Origin of the sequence: Psychrobacter sp. JCM 18903 (assembly GCF_000586475.1) — a bacterium.
Taxonomy (GTDB): Bacteria; Pseudomonadota; Gammaproteobacteria; order Pseudomonadales; family Moraxellaceae; genus Psychrobacter.
The window spans coordinates 50480-65447 of record NZ_BAWJ01000005.1 but is presented as its reverse complement, the minus strand read 5'-3'; the positions used below and the strand labels follow the sequence as shown (position 1 = coordinate 65447).

General features: G+C 43.1%; 17 protein-coding genes and 1 pseudogene. 7 read left to right on the top strand and 11 right to left on the bottom strand.

Features of this window, described 5'->3' with window-relative positions; genetic code table 11:
- Nucleotides 1-101: 101 nt before the first annotated feature.
- The 4 genes from thiS to TT12_RS04850 all read right to left on the bottom strand — a co-directional run bounded on the left by thiS (nt 102) and on the right by TT12_RS04850 (nt 2427).
- On the bottom strand, nt 102-302 hold the full coding sequence (gene thiS, locus TT12_RS04865) for a sulfur carrier protein ThiS (protein ID WP_045452585.1): 201 nt from the start codon (nt 300-302) through the stop codon (nt 102-104).
- 123 nt (nt 303-425) lie between these two features.
- On the bottom strand, nt 426-803 hold the full coding sequence (locus TT12_RS04860) for a DUF423 domain-containing protein (RefSeq protein ID WP_045452583.1): 378 nt from the start codon (nt 801-803) through the stop codon (nt 426-428).
- Between the two features lie 63 nt (nt 804-866).
- The gene (gene rpoH / locus TT12_RS04855; protein WP_198329691.1) at nt 867-1730 is read right to left on the bottom strand and encodes an RNA polymerase sigma factor RpoH; all 864 of its coding nucleotides are present in this window, start codon (nt 1728-1730) and stop codon (nt 867-869) included.
- A 241-nt stretch (nt 1731-1971) separates the two neighbouring features.
- On the bottom strand, nt 1972-2427 hold the full coding sequence (locus TT12_RS04850) for a sulfurtransferase TusA family protein (protein WP_045452580.1): 456 nt from the start codon (nt 2425-2427) through the stop codon (nt 1972-1974).
- 638 nt (nt 2428-3065) lie between these two features.
- On the opposite strand from TT12_RS04850, the gene TT12_RS04845 reads away from it, so the two are divergent.
- Both TT12_RS04845 and TT12_RS16675 read left to right on the top strand, forming a co-directional pair.
- Nucleotides 3066-4247, top strand: coding sequence for a M48 family metalloprotease (locus TT12_RS04845; protein ID WP_243443390.1), 1182 nt, complete (start codon nt 3066-3068; stop codon nt 4245-4247).
- 14 nt (nt 4248-4261) lie between these two features.
- Nucleotides 4262-4735, top strand: coding sequence for a tetratricopeptide repeat protein (locus TT12_RS16675; RefSeq protein WP_306304328.1), 474 nt, complete (start codon nt 4262-4264; stop codon nt 4733-4735).
- Nucleotides 4736-4782: 47 nt separating this feature from the next.
- Here TT12_RS16675 and TT12_RS04840 read toward each other — a convergent pair whose 3' ends face one another.
- Both TT12_RS04840 and rpsU read right to left on the bottom strand, forming a co-directional pair.
- Complete coding sequence (locus tag TT12_RS04840) at nt 4783-5232, bottom strand: GatB/YqeY domain-containing protein (RefSeq protein WP_045443381.1); 450 nt, start codon at nt 5230-5232, stop codon at nt 4783-4785.
- Between the two features lie 144 nt (nt 5233-5376).
- The gene (gene rpsU, locus TT12_RS04835; protein WP_010195908.1) at nt 5377-5592 is read right to left on the bottom strand and encodes a 30S ribosomal protein S21; all 216 of its coding nucleotides are present in this window, start codon (nt 5590-5592) and stop codon (nt 5377-5379) included.
- Nucleotides 5593-6000: 408 nt separating this feature from the next.
- Between rpsU and TT12_RS04830 the strand changes: the two genes are divergently transcribed.
- The 5 genes from TT12_RS04830 to TT12_RS04810 all read left to right on the top strand — a co-directional run bounded on the left by TT12_RS04830 (nt 6001) and on the right by TT12_RS04810 (nt 9608).
- Nucleotides 6001-6399: a hypothetical protein gene (locus TT12_RS04830; RefSeq protein ID WP_045452577.1), complete on the top strand. Its 399-nt coding sequence runs from the start codon at nt 6001-6003 to the stop codon at nt 6397-6399.
- An 84-nt stretch (nt 6400-6483) separates the two neighbouring features.
- A complete protein-coding gene (locus tag TT12_RS04825; protein WP_243443389.1) occupies nt 6484-6816 on the top strand; it encodes a hypothetical protein in 333 nt (110 codons plus the stop codon).
- A gap of 509 nt (nt 6817-7325) precedes the next feature.
- Nucleotides 7326-8384: a tRNA (adenosine(37)-N6)-threonylcarbamoyltransferase complex transferase subunit TsaD gene (tsaD, locus tag TT12_RS04820; RefSeq protein ID WP_045452574.1), complete on the top strand. Its 1059-nt coding sequence runs from the start codon at nt 7326-7328 to the stop codon at nt 8382-8384.
- 55 nt (nt 8385-8439) lie between these two features.
- Nucleotides 8440-8811, top strand: a complete 372-nt coding sequence (locus TT12_RS04815) for a CrcB family protein (protein WP_045452571.1) — start codon at nt 8440-8442, stop codon at nt 8809-8811.
- Nucleotides 8812-8999: 188 nt separating this feature from the next.
- Nucleotides 9000-9608 carry a hypothetical protein gene (locus tag TT12_RS04810; protein WP_045452568.1) on the top strand — a complete coding sequence of 203 codons (609 nt, stop codon included), beginning with the start codon at nt 9000-9002 and terminating at the stop codon, nt 9606-9608.
- A 128-nt stretch (nt 9609-9736) separates the two neighbouring features.
- On the opposite strand, the gene TT12_RS04805 is transcribed toward TT12_RS04810, so the two are convergent.
- The 5 genes and pseudogenes from TT12_RS04805 to potA all read right to left on the bottom strand — a co-directional run bounded on the left by TT12_RS04805 (nt 9737) and on the right by potA (nt 14547).
- A complete protein-coding gene (locus tag TT12_RS04805; protein ID WP_045452565.1) occupies nt 9737-10282 on the bottom strand; it encodes an SMI1/KNR4 family protein in 546 nt (181 codons plus the stop codon).
- Nucleotides 10283-10578: 296 nt separating this feature from the next.
- Nucleotides 10579-11469, bottom strand: coding sequence for a LysR family transcriptional regulator (locus TT12_RS04800; protein ID WP_045452563.1), 891 nt, complete (start codon nt 11467-11469; stop codon nt 10579-10581).
- Nucleotides 11470-11577: 108 nt separating this feature from the next.
- Nucleotides 11578-12408 (bottom strand): spermidine/putrescine ABC transporter permease PotC, encoded by an 831-nt coding sequence (potC, locus tag TT12_RS04795; protein ID WP_201605920.1) that lies wholly within the window; start codon nt 12406-12408, stop codon nt 11578-11580.
- A complete protein-coding gene (gene potB, locus TT12_RS04790; protein ID WP_045452560.1) occupies nt 12408-13286 on the bottom strand; it encodes a spermidine/putrescine ABC transporter permease PotB in 879 nt (292 codons plus the stop codon). Before potB ends, potC begins: the two co-directional genes overlap by 1 nt.
- Nucleotides 13286-14547 (bottom strand): annotated as a pseudogene (gene potA / locus TT12_RS19055) (spermidine/putrescine ABC transporter ATP-binding protein PotA). Before potA ends, potB begins: the two are co-directional and overlap by 1 nt.
- Nucleotides 14548-14968 lie beyond the last annotated feature (421 nt).

The window sequence follows — 14968 nt, the reverse complement described above, 5'->3', positions numbered from 1 at the left end:
TGAGGTCTTTTTTATGAGCAATTATTTTTTAAAAACTCATCTTTAAATATATTTCTTTAAGTACATTCATTGTCAAATCAACAGATCATTATTTTGGCTAATTAGCCACCACCGACTGCTTGTACCACTTCGATATTCATACCTTCAGCGATACTTAATTGAGCAAGCTCACTCTTTGGAATCAGTTCGCCATCGACTTCTACTGCATAACGACCTTGGCTAAGACCAAGCTCATTGATGACCAATTGCACGGCCTGATGGGTAGTCTGTAGTGTCTTACCATTAACGATAATGGTACTCATAATATATACTCCTTAATGATTTTTTATCCTTTTGTGCGTACTAAGTCGTGTTCTCATTTTTATCTCTATTTTCAAAATGAGCACATGCTCTAAAATGCAATTTAATTATTCTTGTTTAACTGGCTATTTTGCGACCAATTTGTTCATCTTAAATGATGACACTGCTAACCATAGCCAACCTGCAATCATTAGTACACCACCGATAGGCGTGATCGCGCCAAACCAAAGTGGTGCGCCAAGTGTCATCGCATATAAGCTACCAGCAAATATTATAATGCCAATTTGTAATAGCCATGCGGTGGTTTGCTTGACATATTTTAGGCGAATTAACAGACCAACCAGTAATAAACCCAGCGCATGTATAAACAAATACAGTGTTGCAGTGTGCCACCATTCGAGTTGTTGAGCACTGACGATGTTTTTTAAGCCATGCGCTCCAAACGCTCCTAAAGCGACAGCAATGGCCATATTGATCGCCGCAATACCTATCCAATTTAACATGACAAACTCGTATTATCTAAAAACTACCGCTGGTGAAAGACAGGCACTACTGATAGGTAATTGCTACTGAATATCGTCTGGCAAAATAACGCTATCAATGGTCATTGCCTCGCGGATTTTGTCCATGGCATTTTTTTCGATTTGGCGCACGCGTTCTGCTGAGATAGAGTAGACGGCTGCCAATTCGTGTAAGGTTGATTTTTGCTCAGAGAGCCAGCGCTGCTCCACGATATCGCGTGAGCGCTCATCAAGGGTATCCATTGCCGCGATCAATGCAGATGAGTTGCTTTCTTCCCAATCTGCTTCTTCTAACTGCTCTGCAGGATCGATACCATCTTCTAAAAATAGCTGCGGTGCATAACGTCCATCGTCGTCATCGCTAGATTGCGCTTCAAACGAGGCGTCATAAGAGGTAAGCCGCGACTCCATTTCTAACACTTGCTTGCGTGTGACATTCAAGTCTTTGGCAATGGCATCAGCCTCTTCTAGCGTGAGCTGGTTGTTGGTTTTTTTGAGACTACGTAAGTTAAAGAACAATTTACGGTGCGCTTTGGTGGTCGCGACTTTGACAATGCGCCAGTTACGAATCACAAATTCATGGATTTCTGCTTTAATCCAATGCACTGCAAATGACACCAAACGCACGCCCTTATTAGGGTCAAAGCGTTTTACAGCTTTCATTAGTCCCAGATTACCCTCTTGGATTAAGTCTGCTTGCGGCAAACCATAACCCGAGTAGCTGCGGGCAATATGAATCACAAAACGCAGGTGCGACATCACGAGCAAACGCGCCGCTTCTACATCGCCTTCGTCATAATAGCGATGCGCCAGCTCTTGCTCTTGGATTGGTGTCAAAATTGGAATTTGGTGCACCGTGTTGATATAAGCGCCCAAATTGACCCCAGGCGCTGACAAATGAGTCGGCATCGCTGGCACTAAGTCACGGGTGCTAGTATCGCCTAAGGCGCTAGCATCATAAGGTGGACGTTGGGCGGCAGCTTTTAATGCGGCATCACGTGCTTCGTTTTTTATAGGAGCTGCCTCATCTTTTTTATTCGTTTTTGCAGTATCAGTAGAATTATTAGCCATATTCTTGACCTTGATTAAATAGTGACGCAAATAGTCAGATAAAAATCTTTATAGTTGTAATTGTAAAGGATAGCGACACTTAGTTGCTATCAGTTTTAGTAATGATGAAGTGATATATTGTATCGAAACGCTGTGCTGATAAGCTATCCGCTGATGGCTGATCCGTCATGCTATCAACGATTAATCGCAGTTGACTTGCGGCATTTGCTTGCTGGTTTTGTTGACAAAAAGCGGTGATATCAGCCTGTGAGTTGGCATCAGTTGCGACCACATATAATGAACCACCAGCTGTGACGTCACGTAGTGCTACTTTGGTTTTTAACAGCGGCATTGGACAAGCAAGTCCGCGACCATCGACGAAACGTTGAACATGAATAGGCTGCGTTTCATTCGCCTCATGATCTGTAGTGACAGTATGCGCTGGTAACAAGTCTAACAGGTTGTTGATGTCTTGCTGCTCAGTATCAGACAAATCTGCTGATAAGTTTATAGAATAAGGCGAATATACGGTGGTTGACTGACGATCAGCAGACATAAAATAAACCTTATAAATATTTTGGTTTGTACTAGGGCGTGTCATCAATTAGCACATGAATACATTTAGTGGTCTTAAAATGGCTAAATTTTGCTAAGCATCGTCAGAAATTTTGTCAATATGTTCATATTAACGGCAATTTCTTCCTTGTTTATCTACAATTTTTCTCATTTTAAGCCTCACAATCTAATTGATGACACACCCTAGATTGTATTGAACATTCGCAAACACGCAATGACAGTGCCTGTAATTCATAAATGACACTCGGCAGTGACCAGACCCTATAGTCATGAAATGTCATTATACCAAATAGCCGATATGTAGTTGAAGTTGAATATAATCAACGTCACATTCAGTTCATTAGAATCACCTATGGTCTATTCAAGATAATTTAGATACAAGGAAGGCGAGCAAAAGTACTAAAAATAGTAGACTGAGCGTGCCTGACACCACATCCATTTTATATGGGATTGACTAAAGCCATGTTGCACAATAGTGACGGACAGCTGAGTTATTGGTAGTCGAATGCAGACTAGAATTGACCTTATATCAGCAAGCTCGTATAGTCGAAAAGACCTTACTTCAAAAATATCTTATTTCAAAAACAGTATCATTACTCACTTGCATAGGATACGCACTTGAACCATTTTAATAGACAATCGATACTTGGTAATGCGCCCATGACTCAGGGAAAAAAATGTAGAAGTGTTGCGCGTTCGATGGCATTATCGAGCGCTATTAAATTGGCATTGTCGGCGGTACTAATGACGATGACCACTGCTGCCATGAGCGAGGATAGTCTTAATAATGCTAATACGAGCAGCAAAGCGATGGCATCCAATTATAATTCATGGCAAACCACCGGCTCAGAAGAGCTAAATCTGCCCAATTTGCGCGGACAAGGCTTGAGCTTCGCTGAGCAATATCAAAACAAATTGCTCGGCGAATGGTCGTTACGGAATGTCAATGGTCGTATCAAAATGGAGCATGATCCTTGGATTCAAGAAACGGTCAAAGACATGACTTGGCGTCTCAATGCGCAAGCAAGGCAGCAAGCGCCGATGGGTTTGGTTATCATTGATAACCCAAGTATCAATGCCTTTGCAGCACCAGGCGGTGTCATTGGACTCAATACAGGGACGATTCTGGCCGCTAGCAGTATGGATGAGCTTGCCAGTGTGGTGGCGCATGAAGTTGCTCACATCAGTCAGCGCCATTACGAAAGTGGTGCTGATGAGCGCAAAAAGGCCTTGCTGATGCAGATAGGCGGTATGCTGGCTGCGATTGCAGCATCGGCGGTCGATGGTGATGCAGCGGCGGCAGTGATGATGGGTAGCCAAACGGCGACGATGAATAGCACGATGGCATTTAGTCGAAATAATGAGCGCGAGGCCGATCGGGTGGGCATGCAAATCATGACCCAAGCAGGCTATGACCCAAGGGCGATGCCGCGATTCTTTGCCACGATGAACCAACGCAGCCAGCTCAACCAAGTTGAAAATCGATTTTTACCAAGCTTTGTACGCTCGCATCCACTGAGTAACGAGCGCTTAAGTGAAGCGCAAAGTCGTGCCCAGCATTATCCCTCATTGTCACTAAATCAACAGCAGCGCCATCAGGCTTTATTTGATCTGCTCTACTGGCGTGTCCAAAGTACGGGTAAACATGCCTCAGAGACAGTGCTAATGACGGCTGCTAAAAATAGCGTAGGTGCCAAATTGGCTCTGATGAACTGGTATGGCGAACAGCAACGCTTTACAGAGGCAAGCGATTTACTGGCTGAAATCAATCGACTGCGCCTACGCAGCGCCAAAATTTAGAGCCTTTACTATCGATTACTCATAGCCAAATTCTAACGGAGCAGAGTAAATGGTCACAAGCGGCGAACGTATTAGCCAGCCAGCAGCGTGTTTATCCTGAGCGTCGTGATCTGCGTCTTTATTTGGCAGAAGCGCTCACCAATAGCAATCAGCCAATCAAAGCCCAAGCGTTGCTTAAACCACTGACTGAGCAGCAGCCAAGCGACCGTTATGCTTGGCAAAGCCTACAACTGGCCAATGAAAAACTGGCAAAAACGACCGACTCTGCGTCCCTGAAAAATATTGCCACCATTAACGCGCTACGCTATCGCAGTCATGACCAACTATGGAGTAGTCGTTACGAGAGTGCATTGACGTCACTCACCCAAGCCAAACAACTGGCGGAAAAACTACAAACCACGGCTCAAACCAGTAGCGCCCGTCCATTGCTTGCTAATATTAATGCAGAAATCAAAGCAGTAAAAACCGCCAAAGACTTTGAGCCTTAGGCGGTTATTTTTAAGCTGTCGTCATTAGCTTTTGATGACACTAATTACTAGCCTTGCAGCGCATCTTTCACCAGCTTAGAGATGAGCGCAGGGTCTGCGCGTCCTGCGGTTTTGTTCTTTAATACACCCATCACACTGCCCATGTCACGCATAGATGTCGCGCCTTGTGCAGCGATTTCTGCATTGACCAAAGCCGCAAGTTCAGCATCATCCATTTGTTTTGGCATAAACTCATTGATGATATCAATCTCAAACTGCTCTTTGGTCGCTAAATCATCACGGTTGTTTTCGGTAAAAATAGTCAATGACTCATGGCGTTGTTTTAGCTGCTTTTGCAATATATCTAAGACTTGCGCATCATCAAGCTCTATTTGACGGTCAATCTCAATTTGCTTGATAACCGCTTGCACGTTACGTAGTACTTTGACACGCTCAAGCTCACGCGCTTTCATAGACACTTTGACATTGTCTGATAAAGTCTGTTTAAGTTGGCTCATTGTTATTATCCTTATTTGTTAAGAGGTATTTATTCAAATTTTTAAGCAATAATAATAAAAATTGTAGCATAAAAAACGCCACTGATATCAATGGATAACAGTGGCGTTAATGTAGCACTTGTACTTAATTAATCGAATTATCGATTAGTACATACGAGTGGTACGAATAGTTTCGCGTTGTAATTTTTTCTTATAACGCTTTACGGCAGCAGCTTTTTTACGCTTACGTACTTGCGTTGGTTTTTCATAAAACTCACGCTTACGTACGTCTGATAATACGCCAGCTTTTTCGCAAGCACGCTTGAAACGACGGATAGCGATGTCAACTGGTTCGTTTTCTTTAACCTTAACTGCAGGCATGAAGACTCCTCGATTAGGATGAGATATAAGGGCATTAGTTTGGCTGTGTATTAGTATTTAGCCGTAATATCTCAAGATTACAGGCATCAGCTCAAACTAGGATAATCTTGCGCATGAGCACAAGGGCAAGCATTTTAATAAAAAATGTCAGTTAAGTCAATGATTTTAGCACATTAATCCATATTTATCATTAAGTTGCAAGGGGCAATACGCAGAGACAATTCTAAGAGCAGTTAGAGCGCAGGTTTTTGCTCCAGCTTTAATGAAACTATAAATGCAAAGTATAAAATTACTATGAATAAAAACCCTACTGTCTATAACGGTTTGGTTGGAGTTTATGCTATGATGATTTGCATATAATAGTCAGTATATTAACCATTTTATGTGTATTTTATTGAGGATGTTGGAATGAAAAAAACAGGACTAAATACAGCGCTAAGTACCGCATTTATCATTGCTCTTGGCTTTGGCATTAGCGCTTGTAGTGGTGAGAAAGAAGGCGAATCACACGAAGTATTGGCAAAAGATCGCGTTGATAAAGCCGCTGAGCTGGCTCGCAAAAACGCGCCTGAAGCTGAAAAAATGGAGTTCCCAGAAACGGCTCCAGCGCCAGTAACTGAAGCTGATGGATCAGTGGATGGTGCTGCAACTGCTGAAGCAGGGACGACTGCTACTGCAGATGCAACGGATAGCGATGTTGCTGTTGCTGTTGCTGATAGTGCAGTTATGCCAGCTAATAGTGCAGATATGCCAGCTACTGATACGGCGGCAACGCCTACTGCTGACGCTGAACCAGCTACGAACTAATCACGGTCGGTGTGTTGATAGGTTTTGAATTTATGCGCTGTCATAAACAGTCGCTAACATGAAATATCGAATAGAGGTGTGATCATGATAAGTAAACAGCAGCGTATGAATAAACTGGTCTTATCTGCCATTAGTTTAAGTGCGCTATTAGCAATCACTGCTTGTAGTGGTGACAATGCAGCGGTTGAAGGGCCTGCTGTTGTCAATGAATCTGCCGATACAACGGCAGTGGTAGAAGACGCACCTATAGTCGAACCTGAAGTCGTTACACCTGAACCTGTGGCAGATACCGAGACGACGGTCATTGAAGATAAGCCAGTGCAGGAAATCTCCGCGGAGCCTGAAGTGTTGGCTGCGGATGCAGGCGCCAAGCTTTATGAGACCAACTGCAAGGTTTGTCATGAAGGAGGCTGCTGAACGCGCCGAAATACGGTGATAAAGCCGCGTGGGAGCCGCGACTGGCTAAAGGCACAGAGACGCTGCACATGCATTCGGCAAAAGGCTTTAATAAGATGCCAGCACAAGCCACCGATAAGGTCAGTGAAGCCCAAGTTTACGCGGCTGTAGATTACATGATTGAAGCAGTTAGCTGATCTGATATATTAAGAGATATTGACCATTGAAATTTGTTAAACTGACCGTCATTGTGACTGACAATGGCGGTTTTTTTTATGCACGTTTTTTAGCAGATAAGAGGGCGTGTCCTCAATTCAATCGATTAACCTCTAAATAGGCTAAAAATGGTTAAATTTTGTCAAACATCGCCAAACATTGTCAAATAGCTTATTAATATCTCGATATTATTTGCGCTGCTTTCCTTGTTTGACGGCAATTTTTATCACCATTTTTAAAAAGAAGACACGCCCTAAAAGATAGCAACGTTGTAACAAATAATACGCAGACCAAAGTATGATAAAGGCAAAAATATGAAAGTATTGGGTTTAGAGACTTCTTGTGATGAGACAGGTCTGGCGATTTTTGACAGTGAACAGGTGAATAGTGACAATCAAGGGCTGGTTGGACAAGTCCTGTATTCACAAATAGAGCTGCACGCACTGTATGGTGGCGTTGTGCCTGAGCTTGCCAGCCGCGATCATATTCGTAAGTTGGTGCCTTTGCTTAATGAGTTGTTAGAGCAGTGCAATGTAAAGAAAAATGAGATTGATGCCATTGCTTATACTAAGGGACCCGGACTCATTGGCGCTCTGATGACGGGCGCATTATTTGGGCGCAGTTTGGCATATGGTTTGGATATCCCAGCGATTGGTATCCATCATATGGAAGGACATCTGCTCGCACCGCTGATGGGTGCTAATCCACCCGCCTTTCCGTTTGTTTCGTTATTGGTCTCAGGTGGTCATACGTTACTCATCGCCGCACGTGGTGTTGGGCAATATGAGATATTGGGTGAGTCAATCGATGATGCAGCAGGTGAATGCTTTGATAAAGCTGCCAAAATGCTAGGTTTGCCCTATCCAGGTGGTCCCAATATTGCCAAATTGGCTGAAACAGGCGACCCAACTGCTTACAATTTGCCAAGACCAATGCTACATCGCGGATTAGATTTTTCTTTTAGCGGTATGAAAACCGCCGTGCATAACCTTATTAAAGACACCGATGGTTCAGGAGGCTCAGGGAATAATGCGGATAGCGATCCACAAGTTCGCGCTGATATCGCCGCCAGCTTTCAGCATGCAGTCGTCGATACGCTGGTGAGAAAGTGCGTGAAAGCACTGAAGCAAGTAGAGATGAGTCGATTGGTGATTGCGGGCGGCGTTAGTGCCAACACTCATTTGCGTGAAACTTTGGAGAGCGAGCTTGCTAAGATAAATGCCACGGTGCATTATGCGCCGCCTGCATTATGTACTGATAATGGGGCGATGATTGCTTATGCCGGTTATGAGCGCCTGCATGCAGGGCAGTCTGATGATTTAGCGGTGAGCTGTGTGCCGCGTTGGCCGATGACTGAGCTACCAGCAGTGTAAAGACGGCCTTGCTCAATACTATCTCCGTTAACCTTTATTAACCTAAGGATGAACTATGCAGTGGCTTGCTATTGGACTAGGGGCTGCCATTGGGGCTTGCCTGCGGGCGTGGTTGGCTCGCTTTAATCCGCTGCATCACTGGATACCCCTTGGGACGCTTGGTGCCAATGTATTGGGTGGACTATTAATAGGGTTGGCACTGGTGTGGTTTGAGCGCGTGGGCAGCAGTTTATCGCCCAATGTCCGACTATTTGTGATTACCGGTTTTTTGGGCGGATTGACCACCTTTAGTACTTTTAGTGCAGAAGTTTTTACCTTTATCAACGCTGGTAAATTATTAGCAGGTTTGGGATTGGTCGGACTACATCTGGGACTGACGTTGCTAGCAACGGCTATCGGATTTTACTTCTTTAAGCTGGTTTTATAAGCTTTGATAGATGTCATTCGCATAATGGTCTAATATAAGTGGTTCCATTATAGCAGTCTGTTTTAAGTGGTCTGTTAATAGGTTTGAAGGGTGAAAGAGCTGGTTCCCTTGGGGTATACCTAAAATACATATTCAACGCACCCTAAAGATACGGTTTCCTAATATACTGGCATTGCAGGTGAAAAATAATGAGCTATTTAAATGAAAAATGGAAACCAAACTTTGGAATTGTATATACATGGTTTGCAATGGATAAAAATGGTTTAATTGCTATGATGTTTAACAACTCGTGGGGAGATATACCAAAATCTATTCTAGGAATTAATGGCGCTGAGTTATTATTAGATGATCTAAATGAATTTACTTATGAAGAGTCTGAGAAATTTTCTGAATATCCTGTTCGTAAGGATGGTAAAGCTACTTTAGATCTATATTCTAGTCTAATGTACAGAGACTACAAGTCTAAAAAAGAGGTTGAAAACTTCATTCAACACAGATTACGTGATGAAAATGAAATGTCTGATTGGACTGTTCCTTCCTTTAAAGGTTACTTTATTTATGAAGCAGTTGAAGGAAGTAATGAAGGAGAAGATTATCCTGTGGGATATGAAGGTCAGACTAAAATAGGAGATTATTTTCGTCATCTTATGCCAACAGTATATGGTTCTATTAATGACTTCCCAAAAGAGCTATGGTACGGTATTGCCGTTTCAGATACATTAGATTTTACTAAAGATAGAGTGCTTGACAATGACAAGATCAATAACTACTTTCCTAGAAATTATGAATCCAGATAGATAATAATCCTTTGAATATGCTACAACTTATTCATAGCCGATAGTTCGATGCCTGTATAGCGCACCGATCATGGATAAGTAGAAATGAATGCGACCATCAAAAATCGACCTTTATACACCCTATTAAACTATATTTGAGGATTGTTCTTAGCATACTGTAATCTTGCATACTGTAATCTTGCATAAAACTCTGGATCAGTATCCTCTAAGCTGTTCTCATACTCTTCTCTGGAAGTTAAGGATTCAATGAAACAATCAAAGCTATCAGCTATTTTGATTAAAGTATTAATGTCATCAGCATAAGAAGACTCATGATCATAAAAGTATACTTTGCCGTATTGCTTAGGCAGCAAACAAATGCAAAAGTTGTTACCTCCCTCATCATAAGCAAATGCCAGTAACCCTGTTTTCCTTGTGCTGTTGTCATCACCAAAGTTTGATTCTAATTGAACGTATTCAGGACCATCATGTATACCTAGCATACCGTGTATAATCGTTATACCTTCATCTTCTGATATATTGCAAATAGTATTAATAGGCTCTGCGCCATTAAAATTAAGGAGGTATTTACGATAATCTTCTGGCAAACGATACTGTATTGTTTGTTCAAAATCTTTTAGTACCTTAGTGCTAAGCTCTCCAAAAGGGTTAGCTGCTGTATACTTTGTTTCCATTAATTTATACCTTGATTTAAGTTTACATTTCTACATCTTACATTATCAAAATCTTAAAAAATATGAAACACAATCAATGTCAGGTGTATCTCTACAATTATCCTCGAAATATCAGCCTTATGTACACTCACAAGTACACTGCTATTATTTTCAGCTGATCAATCTATCAGCGTATATGACATACAGCTAGATGTTCAAGTCCTCACTAGGGTACCGTTATTTACCATAACGCTCGTCATAGCGTAAGAGAGCGGATGATATTTCTTAACTGGAATAATTTAGTAGATAGTGAAATATTACACCGGCTTCACAATGCCTTCTAATAAATTCGCAAATCCTTGCATATAAGCGGTATCTTGGCTCGATGTGCGCGTCGCAGCATAGAGCTGACAATGCACACCCGTACCCAATGGACGCGAGACGACCCAGCCTTTTTTCTCATATTCAGCAACCACCCAATCAGGTAACGCCGCCACACCGCGTTCACTAGCAACCAACTGAATCAGCATCGCCGTCAATTCTGTGGTACGAATGCTATCAAAGCTTACTTGCGCAGGGGTCATAAAATTGGCAATAATATCAAGGCGCTTGGCTTCCACTGGATACGCAATCAGGGTTTCATTGGTTAAATCATCTGGCTCAATAAATTTCTGCGCCGCCAAATCATGCGTTGGCGATAGCACCAAGCGACTTTCATACTCAAATAACGGCTGATAGCTGATACCGTCTATCGGTAAATCGCTGGTGGTAATGAGTAAATCAATATCACCTTCCATCAATAAGTGGTGAGGCTCTGGCTCAAAACCTGTCGCAAAATCTAGCTCTACATCAGACCATTCGCGGCGGTAATGATTGAGTATCGGCATTAGCCAATCGAAGCAACTGTGACATTCAGAGGCTAGCCGTAATCTACCCGCTTGACCGTGAGCTAAGCGTTTGAGGTTGGATTTGGTACGGGTGACTTGTGGCATGATACTATCTGCCAATGCCAATACCGTCTTGCCAGCTGGCGTAAAAGTCAGCGGGCGTGTTCGGCGATTGACCAAGCTGATATCGTAATAATTTTCCAGCTCTTTTAGCTGATGCGAGACCGCAGACGCTGTGACGTGCAATTCGTCGGCAGCCGCCGCCAATGAGCCATGCGCTCGTAGCGCGGTTAAGGTATTGAGATGACGAAGCTCTAACATAAGAAAACCTAACCGCTAAAGTGAGAAAAATTCATTATAATCGATATAGCGCTGATTTTCATTCAAAGTCTGATTTTTAATCAGCAATGCTAAATGAGCAATGGCAAACTAGCGTCGACGTAATAATAGCTGTGAAATAATCACCAATATCAGCGAGGCAACCAGTAAAATCGTCCCAATGGCATTGACCTCTGGTTTGAGTCCTACCCGTACCATCGAATAAATTCGTAGCGGTAAAATCTCATAACTAGGGCCCGTGACAAAGGTAGAAACCACCACATCATCGAGTGATAAGGTAAAAGCAAGTAACCAACCAGCCATCACGGCTGGAAAGATGACAGGAATCAATACCGTACGCACCATCGTTGATTCGCTAGCGCCCAAGTCGCGTGCGGCTTCCATCAAGCGTTCATCCAGACTGCTCAATCGTGCAAACACCGTGATGACTACAAACGGTAAGCAAAAAGTAATGTGCGCGAGTAATAGCGAGACGAACCCTAATTGCAACCCTATTAATAAGAATAATGCCAATAATGAAATAGCGAGTACAATTTCAGGCGACATCATTAATACAAATAACAGCCCATTTAGTAAACCTTTACCGCGAAAGTTATAGCGATGTAGCGCGAGGGCGGTCAATGTTCCTATCAACGTTGAGACGGTGGCTGCGACCAACCCCAATACAATAGAATGCCAAAAAGCATCGAGCATCGCTTGGTTATTCAACAGCGACTCATACCACTTTAAGCTAAAGCCGCCCCAGTTATAGCCGACTTTTGACTTATTAAAGGACATGACGACTAAGACGATAATTGGCAAATACAGCATGGCATAAATGAGGCTAAGATAGCCTTTAGCCGCGATACTGCCAATCTTAATAGACGATCTTTTTTTAGTTGCCGAGCTATTCAGTTGATGATTCAGTGAACTATCAGACATTAGGCCACCTCATTAAAGTCGGTCTTGCCAATGCGGCGACTACTGGCACGGTAGGCGAGTAATAATACTGCCATTGCTAGTGTTAATAACACGCTGGCAGCTGCGCCAAATGGCCAGTCACGCGCATCCAAAAATTGATTTTTGATGATATTGCCGACCAATAAATTGCGTGAACCACCCAAAATATCTGCCACATAAAACATACCCATTGCAGGCAGCAGCACCAATAATACCCCTGAGATAATGCCAGGCGTCGTCAATGGTAATATGATATGCCAAAAAGTCTGGGTCTTTGATGCGCCCAAATCCTGTGAAGCGAGTAGCATGTCATTGCGCAAATCGGTAAATACTGCGTATAACGGCAACACCATAAATGGGAACAATAAGTACGTCAAACCAGCAATCACCGCCACTTGCGTGTATAAAATATCAATCGGGGCATCGATGAGACCGATTGCCAGCAGCGATTTATTAATCAAACCATTATTGGCAAACAGTAACTTGAGTGCATAAGTACGCACAAGCGAGTTGGTCCAAAATGGTAGTATTAACAGCATCATGAGTAGCGGCTGCCAACGGGTTTTGGCTTTGGCTATCAGCCAAGCAAAAGGGTAGCCAAGTAACAAGCAGATGATGGTTGTGATACCTGCCATCCATAACGAATGAATAAATACGCCAAAATATAGCGGATCAATCATGCGTATATAGCTGTCGATGCTGACGGGCAAGCTAATAAAAGCACTGCTATCGCGGCTCAAAAAACTGACAGCGATGACTAAGATATTTGGCAATAGCGCAAATATCAGTAACCAACCCCAAATCAGCCAGAGCGTTACGGTACGAAAAGGACTCTTGCTGCCTAAGCTATGACCTGCCATCAGCTAATATCCTTTTGAGCAGCTAAACTGGCAGCTTGATGATTGGCTTCATCATCAAGCGTACCGTCTTCTGGTAGTACCCACTCCCAACCATCGACCCATGATACTTTGACACCTTCATTTAACTTGTAATCAAAGCTTGGATCATCCTCATCAAAGAATTCAGAAGCCTTAATAATGTGACCGTTTGCTAACTCAATAATCGAATCTAAGGTGCTACCTTTATAGTTGCTTTCAATCACTCGCCCGAGTAAGCCACCATGCTCTTTATCATTGGGGTCATAAATTCGCAAATCTTCAGGGCGTAGCAATAAATTAACGATATCGCCCACTTGTACATCGTTAGCAAAATCAGGACGGCGTAAATTGCGTAAGGTGGTCGGACCGTCTTGCGCTTGTGCTTCACAAACTTCGACTTCGATACGACCATTGGTCACGCGACCGTCGCGATCTGGCTGGTTGGGATAAACGCCTCTGACTTCCGCTTTAAACAAATTGGTCTCACCGATAAACTTGGCGGTAAATAAATTCGCGGGCGTTTCATAAATCTCAATAGGCGTACCGATTTGCTGAAAAGTGCCATCTTTCATCACGGCGATACGATCCGACATCGATAGCGCTTCTTCTTGGTCGTGGGTGACAAATACAAAAGTGATGCCAAGCTCTCGTTGCAGCCGTTTAAGCTCAGATTGCATTTGCAAGCGCAGCTTATGATCGAGCGCAGATAGTGCTCATCAAGTAGCAACAGTTTAGGACGATTGATGACGGCTCGTGCAATGGCGACACGCTGCTGCTGACCACCAGACAAGTCTTGTGGTCTGCGATTGGCTAAATGCTCCAGCTGTACCATGGCGAGCATCTCTCGCACGCGGGTTTGAATCTCATCTTTCGGTACTTTTTTGAGCTTAAGCCCGTAAGCAACGTTTTGCGCGACACTCATATGCGGAAACAAGGCGTACTGCTGAAATACTGTGTTCACGGGACGTTTATCCGCTGGCAAGCCTGCCATCTGTACGCCGTCTAGATAAATTGCCCCAGCGTTTGGCTGCTCAAAACCAGCGATTAGGCGCAGTAAGGTTGTTTTACCGCAGCCTGATGGGCCAAGTAGCGTCAAAAATTCACCGTGCTTGATATCAAGATTGATGTCTTTTAATACTTCAGTTTGATCATAGGTTTTTTTTAGACCAGTCAGTTGCAGTAGTACTTTGTCATCTTGAGGTGATGCAGAGGCTCTGTGCATATTTGGCGGTGAATTGGTCATAATATTTATTCCTACGTGTCCGACATCGCAGTACAGCTATTTATTTAGGACACTGTGGTCAAGGTGATTTGATATGGATATAAGCGATGGGTGTAAACCCGATTTGGTCGCCGCGTATTATAACAAACCCTTGATATAAATCAGTGCAAGTTCGTTATAAGTTCTGCGAGCAACACGGTTATGCTGTCAATGGCTGTTGATGCTTGATAGTTCGGTGTTGTCTGTTTTGGCTAATGCATTTCTGTTTTTCAGTTTTACTTCCAGCTTTATAATTCTGTATGATTGGCAATAACTGCCATTCTATGACGACATTTAAACAAAATTTTTTATCATTTTTTGGTTTTTATTCCTATACAATCACGGTATGGCAGACAAACACAATGCGCCTGATAGGTTAGTAGCCATTCGCAAATCTATGTTT

Coding starts and splice junctions, on each gene's coding strand:
- thiS (WP_045452585.1), bottom strand. CDS start 302: ATGAGTACCATTATCGTTAATGGTAAGACACTACAGACTACCCATCAG.
- TT12_RS04860 (WP_045452583.1), bottom strand. CDS start 803: ATGTTAAATTGGATAGGTATTGCGGCGATCAATATGGCCATTGCTGTC.
- rpoH (WP_198329691.1), bottom strand. CDS start 1,730: ATGCCGACTCATTTGTCAGCGCCTGGGGTCAATTTGGGCGCTTATATC.
- TT12_RS04850 (WP_045452580.1), bottom strand. CDS start 2,427: ATGTCTGCTGATCGTCAGTCAACCACCGTATATTCGCCTTATTCTATA.
- TT12_RS04840 (WP_045443381.1), bottom strand. CDS start 5,232: ATGAGCCAACTTAAACAGACTTTATCAGACAATGTCAAAGTGTCTATG.
- rpsU (WP_010195908.1), bottom strand. CDS start 5,592: ATGCCTGCAGTTAAGGTTAAAGAAAACGAACCAGTTGACATCGCTATC.
- TT12_RS04830 (WP_045452577.1), top strand. CDS start 6,001: ATGAAAAAAACAGGACTAAATACAGCGCTAAGTACCGCATTTATCATT.
- TT12_RS04825 (WP_243443389.1), top strand. CDS start 6,484: ATGATAAGTAAACAGCAGCGTATGAATAAACTGGTCTTATCTGCCATT.
- tsaD (WP_045452574.1), top strand. CDS start 7,326: ATGAAAGTATTGGGTTTAGAGACTTCTTGTGATGAGACAGGTCTGGCG.
- TT12_RS04815 (WP_045452571.1), top strand. CDS start 8,440: ATGCAGTGGCTTGCTATTGGACTAGGGGCTGCCATTGGGGCTTGCCTG.
- TT12_RS04810 (WP_045452568.1), top strand. CDS start 9,000: ATGAGCTATTTAAATGAAAAATGGAAACCAAACTTTGGAATTGTATAT.
- TT12_RS04805 (WP_045452565.1), bottom strand. CDS start 10,282: ATGGAAACAAAGTATACAGCAGCTAACCCTTTTGGAGAGCTTAGCACT.
- TT12_RS04800 (WP_045452563.1), bottom strand. CDS start 11,469: ATGTTAGAGCTTCGTCATCTCAATACCTTAACCGCGCTACGAGCGCAT.
- potC (WP_201605920.1), bottom strand. CDS start 12,408: ATGTCTGATAGTTCACTGAATCATCAACTGAATAGCTCGGCAACTAAA.
- potB (WP_045452560.1), bottom strand. CDS start 13,286: ATGGCAGGTCATAGCTTAGGCAGCAAGAGTCCTTTTCGTACCGTAACG.